Annotated in this window: 14 protein-coding genes and 1 pseudogene; 7 read left to right on the top strand and 8 right to left on the bottom strand. The window is 65.8% G+C overall.

The window, feature by feature from the left end; genetic code table 11:
• Window positions 1-107: 107 nt before the first annotated feature.
• The gene (locus XCSCFBP4642_RS0106795) at window positions 108-1,586 is read left to right on the top strand and encodes an AMP-binding protein (RefSeq protein ID WP_029219147.1); all 1,479 of its coding nucleotides are present in this window, start codon (window positions 108-110) and stop codon (window positions 1,584-1,586) included.
• A gap of 204 nt (window positions 1,587-1,790) precedes the next feature.
• On the opposite strand, the gene XCSCFBP4642_RS0106790 is transcribed toward XCSCFBP4642_RS0106795, so the two are convergent.
• From XCSCFBP4642_RS0106790 to XCSCFBP4642_RS0106780, 3 genes are all read right to left on the bottom strand, one after another.
• Window positions 1,791-2,792, bottom strand: coding sequence for a LysR substrate-binding domain-containing protein (locus XCSCFBP4642_RS0106790; protein WP_029219146.1), 1,002 nt, complete (start codon window positions 2,790-2,792; stop codon window positions 1,791-1,793).
• 65 nt (window positions 2,793-2,857) lie between these two features.
• Entirely contained in the window at window positions 2,858-3,217 is a 360-nt protein-coding gene (locus tag XCSCFBP4642_RS0106785) for a protocatechuate 3,4-dioxygenase (protein ID WP_029219145.1), read from the bottom strand.
• Window positions 3,218-3,227: 10 nt separating this feature from the next.
• Window positions 3,228-4,118 (bottom strand): gallate dioxygenase, encoded by an 891-nt coding sequence (locus XCSCFBP4642_RS0106780; protein WP_029219144.1) that lies wholly within the window; start codon window positions 4,116-4,118, stop codon window positions 3,228-3,230.
• A 229-nt stretch (window positions 4,119-4,347) separates the two neighbouring features.
• On the opposite strand from XCSCFBP4642_RS0106780, the gene XCSCFBP4642_RS0106775 reads away from it, so the two are divergent.
• Window positions 4,348-5,022 carry a GntR family transcriptional regulator gene (locus XCSCFBP4642_RS0106775; RefSeq protein ID WP_029219143.1) on the top strand — a complete coding sequence of 225 codons (675 nt, stop codon included), beginning with the start codon at window positions 4,348-4,350 and terminating at the stop codon, window positions 5,020-5,022.
• 86 nt (window positions 5,023-5,108) lie between these two features.
• Here XCSCFBP4642_RS0106775 and XCSCFBP4642_RS24230 read toward each other — a convergent pair.
• The 5 genes and pseudogenes from XCSCFBP4642_RS24230 to ubiH all read right to left on the bottom strand — a co-directional run bounded on the left by XCSCFBP4642_RS24230 (window position 5,109) and on the right by ubiH (window position 10,015).
• Window positions 5,109-6,152: pseudogene (locus XCSCFBP4642_RS24230) on the bottom strand (SphA family protein).
• Between the two features lie 120 nt (window positions 6,153-6,272).
• Window positions 6,273-6,701 carry a nuclear transport factor 2 family protein gene (locus XCSCFBP4642_RS0106765; protein WP_029219142.1) on the bottom strand — a complete coding sequence of 143 codons (429 nt, stop codon included), beginning with the start codon at window positions 6,699-6,701 and terminating at the stop codon, window positions 6,273-6,275.
• 82 nt (window positions 6,702-6,783) lie between these two features.
• On the bottom strand, window positions 6,784-7,503 hold the full coding sequence (locus XCSCFBP4642_RS0106760) for an alpha/beta fold hydrolase (protein ID WP_029219141.1): 720 nt from the start codon (window positions 7,501-7,503) through the stop codon (window positions 6,784-6,786).
• A 125-nt stretch (window positions 7,504-7,628) separates the two neighbouring features.
• Complete coding sequence (locus XCSCFBP4642_RS0106755; protein ID WP_029219140.1) at window positions 7,629-8,810, bottom strand: UbiH/UbiF family hydroxylase; 1,182 nt, start codon at window positions 8,808-8,810, stop codon at window positions 7,629-7,631.
• A complete protein-coding gene (ubiH, locus tag XCSCFBP4642_RS0106750) occupies window positions 8,807-10,015 on the bottom strand; it encodes a 2-octaprenyl-6-methoxyphenyl hydroxylase (protein WP_029219139.1) in 1,209 nt (402 codons plus the stop codon). The genes XCSCFBP4642_RS0106755 and ubiH overlap by 4 nt, the downstream gene beginning before the upstream one ends.
• 193 nt (window positions 10,016-10,208) lie before the next feature.
• Between ubiH and XCSCFBP4642_RS0106745 the strand changes: the two genes are divergently transcribed.
• The 5 genes from XCSCFBP4642_RS0106745 to XCSCFBP4642_RS0106725 all read left to right on the top strand — a co-directional run bounded on the left by XCSCFBP4642_RS0106745 (window position 10,209) and on the right by XCSCFBP4642_RS0106725 (window position 16,232).
• Complete coding sequence (locus XCSCFBP4642_RS0106745) at window positions 10,209-10,787, top strand: hypothetical protein (RefSeq protein WP_029219138.1); 579 nt, start codon at window positions 10,209-10,211, stop codon at window positions 10,785-10,787.
• A 4-nt stretch (window positions 10,788-10,791) separates the two neighbouring features.
• On the top strand, window positions 10,792-11,349 hold the full coding sequence (locus tag XCSCFBP4642_RS0106740) for a cob(I)yrinic acid a,c-diamide adenosyltransferase (RefSeq protein WP_029219137.1): 558 nt from the start codon (window positions 10,792-10,794) through the stop codon (window positions 11,347-11,349).
• A 38-nt stretch (window positions 11,350-11,387) separates the two neighbouring features.
• On the top strand, window positions 11,388-12,296 hold the full coding sequence (locus XCSCFBP4642_RS0106735) for a histone deacetylase family protein (protein WP_029219136.1): 909 nt from the start codon (window positions 11,388-11,390) through the stop codon (window positions 12,294-12,296).
• Window positions 12,297-12,420: 124 nt separating this feature from the next.
• Complete coding sequence (gene lptD, locus XCSCFBP4642_RS0106730; protein ID WP_033898108.1) at window positions 12,421-14,844, top strand: LPS-assembly protein LptD; 2,424 nt, start codon at window positions 12,421-12,423, stop codon at window positions 14,842-14,844.
• Window positions 14,841-16,232, top strand: a complete 1,392-nt coding sequence (locus XCSCFBP4642_RS0106725) for a peptidylprolyl isomerase (protein ID WP_029219134.1) — start codon at window positions 14,841-14,843, stop codon at window positions 16,230-16,232. The genes lptD and XCSCFBP4642_RS0106725 overlap by 4 nt, the downstream gene beginning before the upstream one ends.
• The last annotated feature ends 2 nt before the right edge of the window (window positions 16,233-16,234 follow it).

The following is a 16,234-nucleotide window of genomic DNA, read 5'->3' as shown; positions in this document are numbered from 1 at the left end:
GCGACACATCGCAGGAACCGCCGCCTTCGAATCGTGCGACCGAACCTTCTGCCGTCAGCGTCGCACCCACCACCGTCACTCTCTATTCGCTTTCGGAAGTCAGAGCCATGACCATGCCGACCGACTCGATCTCGTTCCATGCACGCCTCACGCCACGACGGCTCGCCGCCCGCGACCTGTTGCTGGAGCGGGCGTGGACGTATGCCGAACTGGACGACCTGATCGGCCGCCTGTCCGCCTTGCTGCAGACACGCGGCTGCGTCGACGGCGAACGGCTCGCGGTCATTGCGCGCAACTCGGTCTGGCAGGTGGCACTGCACTTCGCCTGTGCACGGGTAGGCGCGATCTATGTTCCGCTCAACTGGCGGCTGAGCGCCAGCGAGCTGGACGCCCTGCTGCAACGTGCAGAACCACACCTGCTGCTGGGCGACGACGTCGCCGCCGGACGCGCGCAGATGGAGACAGTGTCCGCCTTCATCGACAGCGCCCGCGCGCTCGCGCCTGCCGAGACGCCGCGTATTCCGCCCGAACGCGTCAGTCTGATCCTGTTTACCTCGGGCACCTCCGGCCAGCCGAAGGGCGTGATGCTGAGCGAACAGAACCTGCAGCAGGTAGCGCACAATTTCGGCGTCACCACGCGCGTGGACGCGGAAAGTAGTTTTTTGTGCGAGGCGCCGATGTTCCACATCATTGGTCTGGCCACCAATGTGCGCCCGGCGCTCGCGGTAGGCGGCTCGATCCAGGTTTCCAGCGGCTTCGAGCCCAGACGCACCCTGGGCTGGCTAGGCAATCCCTCGCTGGGCATCACCCACTATGTCGGCGTGCCGCAGATGATGCAGGCGTTCCGCACCCAGCCCGGCTTCGATCCTGCCACGTTGCGTCACCTCACCGCGCTGGTCAGCGGTGGCACGCCCCATGCCAGCGACGATCTGCTGGGCTGGCTGGAAGATGGCATCCCGATGGTCTGCGGCTTCGGCATGAGCGAAGCCGGCACGGTGTTCGGCATGTCGGTGGACTGCGAGGTGATCCGCAGCAAACTCGGTGCAGCGGGCATTGCATCGCCGGCGGTGCAAACGCGGATCGTGGATGGCGGCGGCAACGATTGTCTGCCAGGCATGCCGGGCGAGCTGTTGCTGCGCGGCCCCAATCTCAGCCCCGGTTATTGGCGCGACCCGCAGGCGACCGCCGAGATGCGCGATACGCAAGGCTGGTTCCGCACCGGCGATATCGTCAAGCGCGATGCCGATGGCTTCTTCTGGGTCGTCGACCGCAAGAAGGACATGTTCATTTCCGGCGGCGAGAATGTGTACCCCGCCGAGATCGAAGCGGTACTGGTCGATCACCCGCAGATCCGCGAATGCGCCGTGGTCGGCATGACCGACCCGCAATGGGGAGAGGTGGGCTACCTGGCGATCGTGCCGGCCGATAAGGCACCGGATCTTGAGCAGATTCGCAGCTATCTGATCGAGCGCCTGGCCAAGTACAAGGTGCCCAAGCACCTGCGGGTGGTCGAGGCACTGCCACGCACGGCCACCGGCAAACTGCAGAAAGCGCGCCTGAAGGATGCGCTGGCGAGAGACGCTTAAGCCCCGCTTTGCAGGCGGCCATCACGGTCGTGGAACGACGGCGCCCTTACGCAAGACGCCGCCACCGTGCAGGAGTGTTATTCTCGGGGACACCGCGACGGGCTGCTCCGAGGGCCGAACCGCAGGCAGCCCATGCGATGTTCGACTCCTCGCCATCCCAGCCAGGAAGCAGCGTTTGACTCGCGCACACAGCGCTGCCGCCGCTTACGCCGACGCATCCAGCAAGATGTCGTCTTCGCCAATCTGGTTGTCTACCCACACCGCGCCCTGCTCGGCCATTAGCGCAAGCTGGTGCTCCAGCTCACGCATCAGCAGGCGCACACCGGGCTTGTGGATGGCGCTGCTGTCGCGGTAGATGACCCCGCCTGCGCGCGCCTGCGAGGGCTGCTGCAGTTGGAACGCACGCAGCTCGCCACGCGCGATGTCGCCGGCCACCATCATGCTCGGCATCACTGCGATGCTATCGGTGCCGAGCAGGATCTCGCGGGTAAAACTGGCCGAGCTGGAGCGCAGCTGGTCGCGGGTGGCCAGACCGTGCTCGCGCATGACCTGCGCCACGTCACGCTCCACGTGCTGGCTCAGCGTCGGCAGCACCTGCCGGTAGGCTGCCGCCTCGGCAATCCGCACCGGGCCATTGGCAAACAGCGGGTGATCGCTACGCGCCACTAGCGCAATCGGATCCTGGTACAACACCTTGCGGATCAAGGCGTCGTAGCGGGCCAGCGGATAGAGCCGCCCTACCACCAGGTCGACTTCATTACCCGCCAGCTTGGGCAACAGCTCATCGGTGCGTCCATGCAGCAGGCGCACGCGCAGCGTGGGTTCGGCGCGGTAGAGGGCGGCCAGCACTGCAGGCAGCAAGCCGCTCGCCGCCACTGGCAGCGCGCCCACGGTGATCGTGAGTGCATCGTCCTGCAGCAGGCCTTCGAAGGTGTCCTGCGCACGGCGCAGCTGTCCCAGCACCACGTGCGCGGTCTGCACCAGCACTTCGCCCATTGCATTGGGCCGCACGCCACGCGAATGGCGTTCGAACAGGGGTGCGCCGACGATCTCCTCGATCTCCTGCAAGGCGCGCGTGAGCGCGGGTTGGGTGACGTTCAAGACGCGCGAGGCGCGGAGCAGGCTTTTCTGCCGGTCCAGCGCCTCGATGACACGTAGATGCCGGACCTTGATGCGGTGTTCGAAGAACACGGAGGACATGGTCATGGGGGTGGGCCTTACGTTGGGAAATCGGGAATACGGCGCCCGGGCCGACAGCCAGGGCGCGCAGCTCAGCGCGCCTCGGGAACCCGCCGCGTCTGCATGAATGCTTCGAAGGATTCGCCGCGCATGATGGCGTAGACCTGGAGATTGGTCATGCGCACCACGCGGGCGACCTTTTCGATCACAAAGAAATTGGCGCCATACTGCACCAGGCCGAGCCAGTCGCGCGCCCGGATCAAATCCTTTTCGTGCTCGGTGAGTTCGGCTTCCTGCATCAGGGTTTCCGCATCCTGCAGGAAGCGGTCGCGCCATGGGGCCCGGATCATGTGCCAGAAAAAGCGATTGAGGCGCAGCGCGCGGTTGCTGGTGCGCAGATCGAACACGTAGGTGCCGTCGATCTTCTCCATCCCGTGTACTTGCGGATTCATCTGTCTCTCCTCATGCCGCGTTGGCGGTACGTGCCAGCAGCTCGGCCGAGCGCGGCGCATCGGCGGACTCGATGCCAGGCTCGTACAGCACCACGGTCATCGCGGTGGTCGTCATCAGATAGTAGTTCTGGTGCAGTTTGCGGATCGGCCCATCCAGCGCGCCGCGCATGGCCAGCCACATGATCTGCTCCACGCTTTCGGCCCCGCCCAGGCGCACATAGTCGGTGTGGGTGAGATCGGTCAGCGTTTCCGGGGCATGCTGGAAGCGATCCAGGAATTCCATGTCCCACTCGGTGTTGTTGAAACCGGTGCGTTCGCCGTGGATCTGATGCGACAGGCCACCGGTACCGACCACCACCACCCTGAGATCCTGCGGATAGGATTCGATCGCCCGGCGCACGGCCTGGCCCAGGCGATAGCAACGACGCGCGGTCGGCAGCGGGTACTGCAGCACGTTGATCGCGATCGGCACCACCGTGCCCGGCCAGTCCGGCACGTGCGGCAACGGCAGCGGCGCCGCGCAGCCATGGTCGATCGGCTTGTCCTGAAAGACAGTCAGATCGAACTGGTCGTTGACCAGGCATTCGGCGATATGCGCCTGCAGCTGGACATCGCCACGGATCGGCGGCAGGTTGCGCAACCCGGCGCCCTCGTCGGCCACCGGAAAGCGCTCACCCACGCCAAGGGCGAAGGTGGGGTACAGATCGAAGAAGAACGTGGTGCAGTGGTCGTTGTAAAAGAAGACCAACACGTCGGCCCGCTGTTCCGCAAGCCAGGCAGCGACCGGCGTGTAGCCGTCAAACAGCGGCTTCCATATCGGATCCTGCTGCTTGCCCTTGTCGTAGGCCACCCCGATGGTGGGAACGTGCGAAGTCCCGATGCCGCCGATGATGCTTGCCATGCTGCGCTCCTGCGACGTACCTCGGCCAACCAGCTGAGTGCACGTCTTTAGATTGGGCCGGGATCCATTGCAATGGATCCCAACGAGGACGACCAACGACTCCAGACCGCCAAAACGGTATCCTTGGGATCCAAATTGCCACCAAGCGCGCTCATCCGCAAGGTCTTTATACAGGTGATTGCGAGTTTTCCCTCTGGGAAGAACATGCGCTGCGGTACGGCGCGAGAGAATGGAGCCAATGGCGAACAACCACCGATTGCAAGCGGTTCAGCAGTTACGCGAATTGATCCTGTGCGGCACGTTTGCCCCGGGCGAACGCATCACCGAGGCGGCGCTGGCCGAACGTCTGGCCATTTCGCGCACGCCCATCCGCCAGGCACTGCCCGCGTTGTGCCAGGAAGGGCTGCTGGCGCAGACGGGCAACCGTGGCTACGCGGTACGCCGCTTCAGCCAGCAGGAGAGCCTGGACGCCCTGGCCGTACGCGCCCTGATGGAAGGCCTGGCAGCGCGCACGGTGGCCGAACAGGGGGCCTCGGCCGAGGTGCTCGCCACCCTGCATGCCTGTCTTGGCGAAGGCGACCGGCTGTTCGCCAAGCGCAGCCTCGATGCCGGCGACGAGCAGACCTATGCCGCAATGAACGCCCGTTTCCATCGGACCATCGTGATTGCGGCCAACAAGCCGATCCTCACCGAGACCGTGGACCGCTGCACGATGGTGCCGTTCGTCAGCCCGGCCCATGTGGTCTTCGGCCTGCGCTCGGCCACCGTGGCCTACAACGATCTGTATTACGGGCACCGGCAACATGGGGCGATCGTCTCGGCGATCGAACAACGCGATGGCGCACGCGCAGAGCTACTGTTCCGCGAGCACGCCCATACCCAACGGCACAGCATGGGGATTTAATCGGGACGGCCTTGGCGCCAGCCTCCGGCCACCCACGCGACACTGCTGAAGCGCACCACGCGCTAATCGATGACAGGCAGGGATCCCTATAACGAATGCAAGAACATCAGGTTGACGTTGTTGCCGGCAACCGAATTTTCCACATCGATTGGCACATAGACATTGAAGTTGAGCAGGTTCTTTTCGTCCACGCGCCATGACAGGCCCGGCCCGATATAGAACTGCCTGCGCTTGCTGTCCGGCACGCGCTGATCGTTGGTGCGGTTGTCCTTCAGTTGCTGCAGGTAGTAGCCGCTCAGACCCACCCGCCATTGCTCGTTGAGCTTCAATGACGAGGCGGCGTTGAGCCAGAGCACGTCGCCGGCCTACCCGTTGCGGAAACGGAAGCCCGGAATGGGCGGCACGCCGCCGGCACGGCTGGTCCGGAAGTTGTACAGGTAATTCAGGCGCGCACTGACTTCCCAATTGTCGCTGGGTTGCACGGTAAATGCCCAGTGCGGCGAGACCGACCAGAACCCGGTGCTCTGGTTGATCGCGGTATCGCGATCGAACTTGCCAACCGGCGCAAAGGCATCGATTGCGAACCGCTGAAAGAACAACACACGGCCGTTGCGCATCACCGGTGGAAACTGCAGCGCGGGCCCGAATGAAATATCGCCCATGCCGAACCCGTTGCTGCTCAGCCGCACGGGACTGTCCGCGGCGAAGGAAGTGTCGTAGTTGACCAGCGGTACGATGGCACTGAAGCTCAACGACGCGCTTTTCCAGGTGTAAGGCGTGACATAGATCAGCTGCGTCAACGCCACATCGACATCGACCACTGGATCGCGGAAGGCCGGCGAGTCATCGCCGCTCGCATTGCTGATCGAATTGAAGTGGGAATGGCGCAGGTATTCGATGACGGTCCAGCCAGGCGTCAACGAGCCAAACCCGTCCATGAAACTGGTGGCCCCCAGGTTGATACCTTGCGGCACCGCCGCCGTTTCCGGCACGGCCTGCGCCATCGCCATGCCCGGCAGCACCGCGGCGAGCGTGGCGAGGGTGGCGCCGACAATCCAGCACCGTCGCCGACGCGACACCGCGCGCAGCAACACCGAACAACAATGAGCGGGTAAACGGGCGCGTTCCACTAGGCGACTCTCCAATGCGGAAGGATGGATGACAGCGGGCGCGGCGTGGGGGAGAAAGCGGGACGACAGCGCTGCACGCAAAGAAGGCTGCACCGCTTGTTGCAATCTATCGGTGTCGGTTCAGGTGCCGATCTGCAGCAGCAACGATCCAAGCCGCTGCTTGAACAGCCAGCGTTGCTGATCAAAAACCAGCACATCATCGAAACCGCCAAGCAAGGCCGGCGACTGCGCGGCCCATGGCGGCGCTGCAGAGGTTTCGCTGGCGGTGTAGAGCAGCACGTTGCTGTGCGCGTGCGCCAGCGTCGGCGATTGGATGGTGACCAGGATATTGAGCATCAGGTTGCAGGTGGTGCGCGGTGGACGTGCGCGAAACGCCTGCAGGATTGCCTCGCGCCCATGCACCGGCGCATCGGGTGCGCTGGGGCGCGCGAACACGCCATCGAGCGTGAACAAGGCCGCGAGACCGTCGTGGTCATGCCGATCGTTGTAGAGCGCGAACCGCCGGATCAGCTGCTCGCAGGCAATGATGATCGATGTGTCGTCGTGCATGCAGCCTCCTTGCATGTTTCACACACCGCGCAGCGTTGATGGCGAGGCCACAGCCTCGATGCGAGTCCAGGCACGACACCGCTCACGCGGCCTGCAACCAGTCGCGCAACGCTGCAGTCACCGCGACCGGCGCCTCCAACGGCGCCATGTGCCCGCTGTCTTCGAACACCACCAAGCGGGCACCCGGTATCTGCCGCGCCATGTCCTGATGCCTCGCCAACGGGCTCCAGGCGTCCTGGCGTCCAACGCCCAGCAAGGTGGGACAGTGGATCTGCGCCAGCACCGGCGCGGCATCCGGACGCTCCAGCAAGGCAGTGACCTGGCCGGCGAAGCTCTGGGCGTTTTGCCGCCGCACCATCGCGACCAGGCGTTCCATGAGCCTGGCATCGGCAACGCGCGCCGAGTGCAGCATCGGCGGCAGCCAGGTCAGCGCAAGCGCCTGCATCCCCTGGGTCTGGGCCAGGTCCACCAGTGCCTGGCGCTCCTCGCGTTCGCCCTCGCGGCGCGGCGCGGTACCGGTGTCGAGCAAGGCCAGCTGGGTGACCCGCTCGGGCGCCTGGCGCATGATCTCCAATGCAACCCGCCCGCCCATCGAATGCCCGGCCAGTGCGAACCGCGGCGGCGCCAGGGTCAGCGCATGGGCGGCCATCTGCGCGATGCTGTCGAAACCGGCGAAATCCAGCACCTGCACGTCGGCCAGATCACCCAGCCCTTCGTGCTGCGATTGCCAGATGGTGGCGTCGCACAGCAAGCCACAGAGCAGCAGCACGGTGGGCTTGGGCGGGTGCGTATGCGAGGTCATGGATCGACTGTAGCTAGGCCGGCAGCATTCGTTGTAGGGAAGATGCTGCCTTCGCTATAAGCTTTGGGACATAGAACAACGCGACCGCACGTGCCCCACGCACAGCCCGGCAAACGCGGGCTTGGTTACGCGCTACCGGATGCGCGCTTCCATAACAGATCCACCAGCGGCGGAAGCCTGCCGGCCAGGCCAAGCACGGACCCGCGCAGCAGGGTCAGGTGCATGTCATCGTTGGAAAACACGCGGTTGATTGCATCGAAGCCGTAGGCGGCAACGGTGTTCTCGCTACGCCGGGTGCGCGCCCAGCGCTGCAGGCGGTGCGGCGCTGCCCAGTCGGCACGTTTGGCGAGGGCCGCGCGCACTGCATCGCGCAACGCAGCGACATCGCGCAGGCCCAGGTTGACACCCTGGCCGGCCAGAGGATGCACCACATGCGCGGCATCGCCCAGGGTCAGGACGCGGCCACTGACGTAGCGCTCCACCAGCTGCCGCTGCAGCGGGAATGCAGCGCGTGCAGAGACCACGCGCACCTCGCCCAGGCGCTTGCCGAAGGCCTGGGTGAGTTCGCGCGAAAACGCCAGCTCGTCCACTGCGAGCACGCGCTCGGCCTCGGCATCGGGCAGGGTCCACACGATCGAGCTGCGGCCATCGACAAACGGCAGCAATGCCAGCGGCCCGGTGGTCAGAAAGCGCTGCCAGGCCGTGGACTGGTGCGGCTGTTCGGTCTCGACGAAGGCGACCACGCCACGCTGCGCATAGGCATGCCGCGAGACCGGAAACCCGGTCAACTCGCGCAGCGTGGAGGATGCGCCGTCGGCGGCGATGGCAATCGCTGCCTCCAGCCGGCTGCCATCGTCCAGGCGCAGCCGTACGCTGCCGGCGTCCTGCTCCAGTTCGACCACCCGTGCCGGGCAGTGCACATCGATTCCCGCCGTGTGCACGGCGGTCCACAGGCGATCCACCAGCAGCGCGTGCTCGACGATCCAGCCCAGCTGTTCGCGTCCCAGCGTATCGGCATCAAACCCCAGCTCGCCACCACCGCCGGCATCCCATACCCGCATGCATCGATAGGGCTGCGCGCGCGCTGCGCGCACTGCGCTCCATACGCCAAGACTGTCCAGCAACGCGGCGTTATCGGCGGCGAACGCATAAACACGCAGATCGGGCTGCTCGGCCTGCCAACGTGCAGGCTCGCGCCCTTCCACCAGCGCCACGTTCAAGCCGGCGTCGGCCAGTGCCAGCGCGCAGGCCGCACCGACCACGCCGCCGCCGACGATCACCGCATCGCGTGCGGGGCGCCGGCTCATGCAATCCCCCTGCACAGCTGCGGCACGTCGCCGCGGAAGCCCATCGCACCGCCGACCAGCATCGATTGCAGCGGCGCGGCCTGCGAGGTCGCCAGCAACCCCAGGCTGCGCAGCGGCCGCAGCAACGGCGCTGGATTGCCGGTAATGCGCGCCAGACCACTGGAAAACGCGATGGTCTGTTCGCGGTCGACGCGACGGCGCGCCAGATACTCGGCCAGCAACCCACCGGCGCCGGCGTCGCTGCGATCGTGTTCGATCAACTCGGCCAGTGTCAGCGCATCGCGCAATCCGAGATTGAACCCCTGCGCGCCGATCGGATGCAGCGTCTGCGCTGCATTGCCCAGCACCACCACGCGCTCGGCGATCAGGTCGTTCGCCAGCACCTGCACCAATGGATACGCGCTGCGCTCGCCGCTGGCGACAAAGCGCCCGGCGCGCCACCCGGCCGCGCGCTGCAGCCGTGCCAGCCACCCGGCGTCATCGAGAGCGGCCACCGCCTCGGCGTCGGCACGCGCCACGCAATGGATGGCGCCGTAGTGGCGGTCGCCGCGCGGCAGCAGCGCGGTTGGCCCATGTTCGCCGAAGCGTTCCCAGGCAGTGCCGTCCGGCGGCCGTGAGGCGCGCACGCGCGCCACGAACAGGGTCTGCAGGAAATCCTGCGCGTCGCTACCGATGTGCAGCAGCTCGCGCACCGCGCTGTGGCTGCCGTCGGCGCCGACCACCAGCCTGGCCAGGACGCACTGTTCGCCATCGGCGGTTGCCAGGCGCACCGCGCGCATGCCGTCCTGTACCGGCTCCACACCGATGCAGCGCGCCGGGCGGTAGCGGCGTACGCCGGTCGTTTCGTCCAGACGTGCCTGCAAGGCGTCGCCGAAGTCGCGCGCCACCACCACCTGGCCGAAGCTGTCGCGCCCGTAGTCGGCGGCGTCCAGCCGCACGCGACCGAAATCGCCGGCACGGCTGACATGGATGCGTCGGATCGGGCCGGGCGGGCTACGCAGTTTGGCCATCACCCCCAGCACGCCGAGCGCGTTGACGGTGGCCGCGGCAAAGCTCAGGTTGCGTTGGTCGAACACCGCCGGCGGCGCGCCGGCCGGGGTGGCCTCCACCAGCCCGACATCCAGGCCAAGGCGGTCCAGTGCGATCGCCAGGCTGGAGCCGACCAGGCCGCCGCCAACGATCAGAACGTCATGTGGGTGTGTCATCCGGCCATGATAAGCCCTCGCCCGCGGCGCAGTGGCGCCACCGCCTGGGACATCTTGCCGCGCTTGCCTGCGCGTCTGTCGCCGCAGCGGGCGCCAGCCTTCCCGCGACTTGGCTCCGTGCCGCCAGACCGTGGCGCGGGCACGCCGGCTTCCACGCTACACTCCACGATCTGCACCCCGGCCCTTCTCGCACATGACGCCTCGCTCGCACGACACCTGGATCCTGAGCCTGCTGGCCGTGCTGATGGCGGCCACGCGGATCAATCACTTTGCCCTGGTGCCGGATGCGTCGTGGGCGGTGTTCTTCATCGGCGGATTCCATCTGGCCGCGCGCACCCGCCTGGCATTTCCACTGTTGATGGGGCTGGCGGTCGCGGTGGACTGGCTGGTGATCACCGGGCAGGGCATGAGCTTCTGGCAGCACTACTGCGTGTCGCCGGCGTACTGGTGCCTGATCCCGGCGTACTTCGCGCTATGGGCCGGCGGCGTCTGGCTGCGTCGGCACTATCACGGCGCACACTGGAGCGCGCTGGCCTGGCTGGTTCCTGCCCTGCTGATCGCCGTGGCGCTGTGCCAGCTGATCGCCCAGGGCAGCTTCTACTGGATCAGCGCCAGCGTGAGCGAGCCCACCGTGGCCGGCTGGCTCCAGAACTACACCGATTGGCTGGGGCCGTACCTGCGCAGCGCTGCGCTGTACGTGGCCGCGGCGGCGCTCGTCCAGGTCGTGGCAGAGCGGCTGGTTGCCCCGCCGCGCCAGACCCATGCCGGCTGACGTCATGGGCAACCGTCTTTCTCGTATCTATACCCGCACTGGCGACGACGGCAGCACCGGTCTGGGCGATGGCAGCCGTACCGGCAAGGACGCCTTGCGCGTCAATGCTTACGGCACCGTGGACGAAGCCAATTCGGCCATTGGCGTGCTGCTGGCGGCGCCCGGTGTCCCGGCTGCGATCGCCGAACTGCTGACCACCGTGCAGCACCAGTTGTTCGATCTGGGCGGTGAACTGTGCATTCCCGGGCATGCCGCGATCACGGCGGCCGACATCCAGGCCCTGGAGCAGCAGCTGGACCAGTTCAACGACAGCTTGCCGCCGCTGCAGGAATTCATCCTGCCGGCCGGTGGCGAGGCGGCCGCACGCTGCCATCTGGCCCGTACCATCGTGCGCCGGGCCGAGCGCGAAACCGTCGCCCTGTCGCGCCAGGACACCGTGCGCAGCGAGGCGATCGGTTACCTCAATCGCTTGTCCGACCTGCTGTTCGTGCTGGCGCGGGTATTGGCCCGTGTCGATGGCCAGCAGGAAGTGCTGTGGCGGCACGACCGCCGTCGCGCTTGAGCGTGTGCCCGGCGCCGCGGACAGGCTAGAGTTGCCCCATGCTGGTCTTTACCCACCCCGCCTGCCTCGGCCACGACGCCGGCCCTGAGCACCCCGAGAGTCCTGCCCGCCTGGAAGCGGTGGTCGATGCGTTGCGCGCCGCCTTCCCCGACCTGGACTGGCGCGAGGCGCCGCTGGCCAAGCTCGGCGACCTGTGCCGCGTGCACGAGCGCGAGCAGGTCGATGCCGTCCTGGAAACGGCCTTCACCGGCTATCGCCAGCTGGACGTGGACACGCGGATGGTGCCGGCCTCGCGCGCGGCCGCCCTGCGCGCGGCCGGCGCTGGCATCGCGGCGGTGGATGCGGTGATGCAGGACCTCAGCCGCACCGCCTTCTGCGCGGTCCGCCCACCGGGTCACCACGCTACCGCGCAGGTGTCGATGGGCTTTTGCCTGTTCAACAACATCGCCGTGGCTGCGGCCCACGCCCGCGACCGGCATGGCCTGGAACGCATCACCATCGTCGATTTCGACGTGCACCACGGCAACGGCACCCAGGCGATCTTCGAACGCGACCCCGCCGTGCAGTACCTCAGCACCCACCAGTCCGGGCTATACCCCCATTCGGGCAGCGTCCACGAACGTGGCGTCGGCAATGTCCACAATCTGCTGCTGCCGCCGGGTAGCGACGGGTTGCGCTTCCGCAATGTCTGGGAAGACGAGATGCTGCCGCTGATCGATGCGTTCCGTCCGCAACTGATCCTGATCTCGGCCGGCTTCGATGCCCATCTGCGCGACCCGCTGGCCGACCTGATGCTGGACGACGATGACTTTGGCTGGCTGACCGCCGCCCTGCGCACCCTGGCCGACCGGCATGCGCGCGGGCGCGTGGTGTCCATGCTGGAAGGCGGCTACGACCTGCAGGCATTGCGCGAAAGCAGCTTGGCCCACGTCGCCGCGCTGCGCTGACCGCCGGCGGCGCGGCAGACGCCCTTGCCGGCGATGAACCTCGCCCGCTCCACGCCGGTGCTCTTCATTGCCCCTATGCGGGGTATACGGCAAGCTAGGCGCCATTTTATTGGTTGAACCACGCGTGCGCCGAGCTCTCCGCCTGCTGCCCCTGCCCTTGGGCATCGCCATCTGCCTCCCGGCCATGGCTGCCGACAAGCCGTTGAACTGGGGATTGTGCCCGGCTGTGGACCCGCTGCCCGGCTTCGACGGCGCTCCTGCCGCCGACCCCAAAACCGCCGAGATGCGCCAGCAGCTGCCGACCGACATCGAAGGCGACCAGCTGTCCGGCACCAGCACCACCCCGCAGTACCAGGGCAATGTCGCGCTCAAGCGCGGCGACCAGTTCCTGGGCGCAGACAGCCTGCGCATGGACACCGAAACCGGCAACTACATCGCCGAAGGCAACGTCCGCTACCAGGACACCTCCTTCCGCATGGTCGCCGATCGCGCCGAGGGCAATCAGGACACCGACAGCCACAAGGTCACCAACATCCAGTACCAGCTGGTGGACCGGCGCGGCAACGGCGGGGCCGAATCGGTGGACCTGCAGGGCCAGGTCGGCCAGATGCATCGCTCGACCTATACCACCTGCGATCCCTCGCAGCCGATCTGGCGCGTGCGTGCGCCGGAAATCGACGTCGACAACGAAGAGGGCTTCGGCACTGCACGCAATGCGGTGCTGCAGATCGGCAAGGTGCCGGTGCTGTACTTCCCGTGGTTCAAGTTCCCCATCGACGACCGCCGCCAGACCGGCTTGCTGTTTCCGCAATTCGGCCTGTCCGGCCGTAACGGCTTCGATTACCTGCAGCCGATCTACCTGAATCTGGCGCCGAACTACGATGCCACCCTGCTGCCGCGCTACATGAGCAAGCGCGGTTTCATGTTCGGCACCGAGTTCCGCTATCTGTACGACGGCGGTCGTGGCGAGATCACTGGCAACTACCTGCCCAACGATAAATTGCGCGACAAGGACCGTGGCAGCGTTTTCTATAGTGGCTACCACAACGTCAACAGTCACTGGCAGGCGCGCAGCAGCATTTCGTGGGTCAGCGACACCCGCTATGTGGAAGACTTCACCAGCCGCCTGAACGGCATGGGCTCGGCGTCCAGTCTGCAAAGCACCATTGGTATCTATGGCACCGGCGAGACCTGGACTGCCGGCCTGATGGCCGACCGCTGGCAGCTGACCGACTACACCCTGGACGAACGGGCCCTGCCGTACAACCGGCAGCCGCGTGCGTACTTCACCTGGGAAAAGCCGTTCGGCCTGTTCGAGGCGGGCGTGTATGCCGAGGCCGTGCGGTTTACGCATGACGACTCGTATCAAGTCAATTTCATCCCGAACAACGACGGCAACAACGATAACAACGGTGACGAATACGTCCGCACCAATATCCGCAACCAGGATTATGGCAGCGGCTCGCGCCTGGACGTCAAACCCTATCTCTCGATGCCATTGTCGGGCGCGGCCTGGTTTATAACGCCCACCGTGGCATGGCGCTACACCGCCTACCAGCTGGATTCGACCATCGCCAATACCGCACCGCTGACCGGCGACCGAACACCCACGCGCAGCCTGCCGATCGCCTCGCTGGATGCCGGCCTGTATTTCGATCGCGAAACCTCGGTATTTGGGACCAACTATCTCAATACGCTGGAACCGCGCATGTACTACCTGTACGTGCCGTATCGGGACCAGGATGACCTGCCGGTGTTCGACACCCGTCCGTTCACCTTCAGCTACGGACAATTGTTCCGGGACAGCCGTTACACCGGTGCCGACCGTCAGAACGACGCCAATCAGCTGACCTTGGCCGTTACCTCGCGCTGGCTTCGCCAGGAGGATGGGCGCGAAAAGTTGTCGCTGAGCGCAGGCCAGATCCTGTACTTCAACGATTCGCTGGTCACAATCAACAGCTCCACCGCCAACAGCGAGCAGCCTATCGAACAGGGCAAGTCCGCCTGGGTGGCCGACGCGAACTACATGATCAACGACCGTTGGTCGATGGGCGCCACCTACCAGTGGAACCCGAACTCGCGCAAGGAAGATCTGGCCAGCCTGCGTACACGCTACCTGCTGGGCAACGACGGCATCATCAATCTGGCCTACCGCTATCGTCGCGATCTGATCAGTAACAACGACCAGCTCAAGCAGGCCGACTTCTCTTTCCTGTACCCGATCAACCCCACCTGGAGTGCGGTCGGCCGTTACTACTACTCGCTGCTGGATCGCAAACCGCTGGAAATCATCGGCGGCGTGCAATGGGACAGCTGCTGCCTGGCTGTGCGCGCGCTGGTGCGCCGGTTCGTCCGCAACCGCGATGGCGAGATGGACAACTCCATCCAGTTCGAGTTCGTGCTGAAGGGCTTGAGCTCGTTTGGCCAGAACACGGACCGCACGTTGCGCCGTGCTATTCTCGGCTATTACCGTGACGACCTGTACCTGGTCCCGCCCAGCAACACCACGACCAATCCGGACGATTACGATCCGAACCTGATTCCATGACCAAGCCTTTCTCCGTTGTTCTTGCCTCGTTGCTGGTGATCACCAGCACGGTCTCGCCGCTGGCATCGGCGCAGCAATCCCAGCCGCTGGATCGTATCGCCGCTATCGTGGACGAGGACGTGGTGCTGCAGAGCGAGCTCGATCGCGCTGTGCGCAACGTCAAGTCGCAGTACGCCGGTCGCGAAAACCAGCTGCCGCCGGACGATGTCCTGCAGCGGCAGGTGCTCGAGCGCCTGGTCCTGGTCAAATTGCAGGTCGGCCGTGCCGACAGCAGCGGTATCCGCGTCAGCGACGAGGAGCTCAACCGCGCCATCGCCAGCATTGCCCAGCAGAACGGCACCAGCGTGGATGGTCTGCGTCAGAAGCTGGCCGCCGACGGCATGGCCTACGGCGATTTCCGCGCCTCGGTGCGCGATGAAATCATCGTCCAGCGCCTGCGTCAGAGCTTTGCGCAGAGTCGTATCAGCGTGAGCGAAGGGGAAGTGGATACCGCGCTGGCCCAGCAGGCCACCACCGGTAGCCAGTATCATCTGGCGCATATCCTGGTGGGCCTGCCGGAAGGTGCAACCGCCGACCAGATCGCCACCGGCCAGAAGAAGGTCGACGGGATCAAGGCCTTGATCGACAAGGGCGAGCTGGATTTCTCGGCCGCGGCGGTGCGTTATTCGGACAGCCCCAATGCATTGGAAGGCGGCGACCTGGGCTGGCGCAGCCTGGACGAAATTCCCAATGCCTTCGCCCAGCTGATCCGCGACATGCAGCCCGGCCAGGTTGCAGGCCCGCTGCGTGGCCCCAGCGGTTTCCAGTTGCTCAAGCTGGTGGAAATGCGCGACGCCAATGCCGGCGGCGAAAAGAAGATGGTCACCGAGTACAACGCCCGGCACATCCTGATCCGCATTGGCGACAACCAGACCGAAGCCCAGGCCAAGGCCAAGATCGACACGCTGCGCGCGCGCATCGTCGGCGGCGCCGATTTCCAGGCAACCGCCAAGGAAGCGTCCGAAGACACCAATAGCCGTGGGCAGGGTGGCGATCTGGGCTGGTTCCCGGCCGACGCCTTCGGCCCTGATTTCGGCAAGCAGGTCGAGAGCCTGGCCGACGGCGGGGTGTCCGAGCCGTTCCGCACCCAGGCTGGCTGGCATATCGTGCAGCGCGTCGGCAGCCGCCAGACCGACGTCAGTGCCGAGAACCAGCGTGCCCAGATCCGTGAAACGATCGGCCGCCGCAAGCTGGAAGAGGAATACAACCGCTACCTGCAGGAACTGCGCGGCGAAGCCTATGTGAGCTACCGCACCGGCGATCGTGCCGACGGCAATGCCACCGCCGAACCGAGCAAGCCTGCAGAGCCCGCTGCACCGACCCCGCCGCCGGCACAGCCGGCGCGCTAAGG

Source organism: Xanthomonas cassavae CFBP 4642 (assembly GCF_000454545.1).
Lineage (GTDB): Bacteria > Pseudomonadota > Gammaproteobacteria > Xanthomonadales > Xanthomonadaceae > Xanthomonas > Xanthomonas cassavae.
The sequence above is the reverse complement of the archived record's forward strand: the minus strand, read 5'-3'. Positions and strand labels throughout refer to the sequence as shown.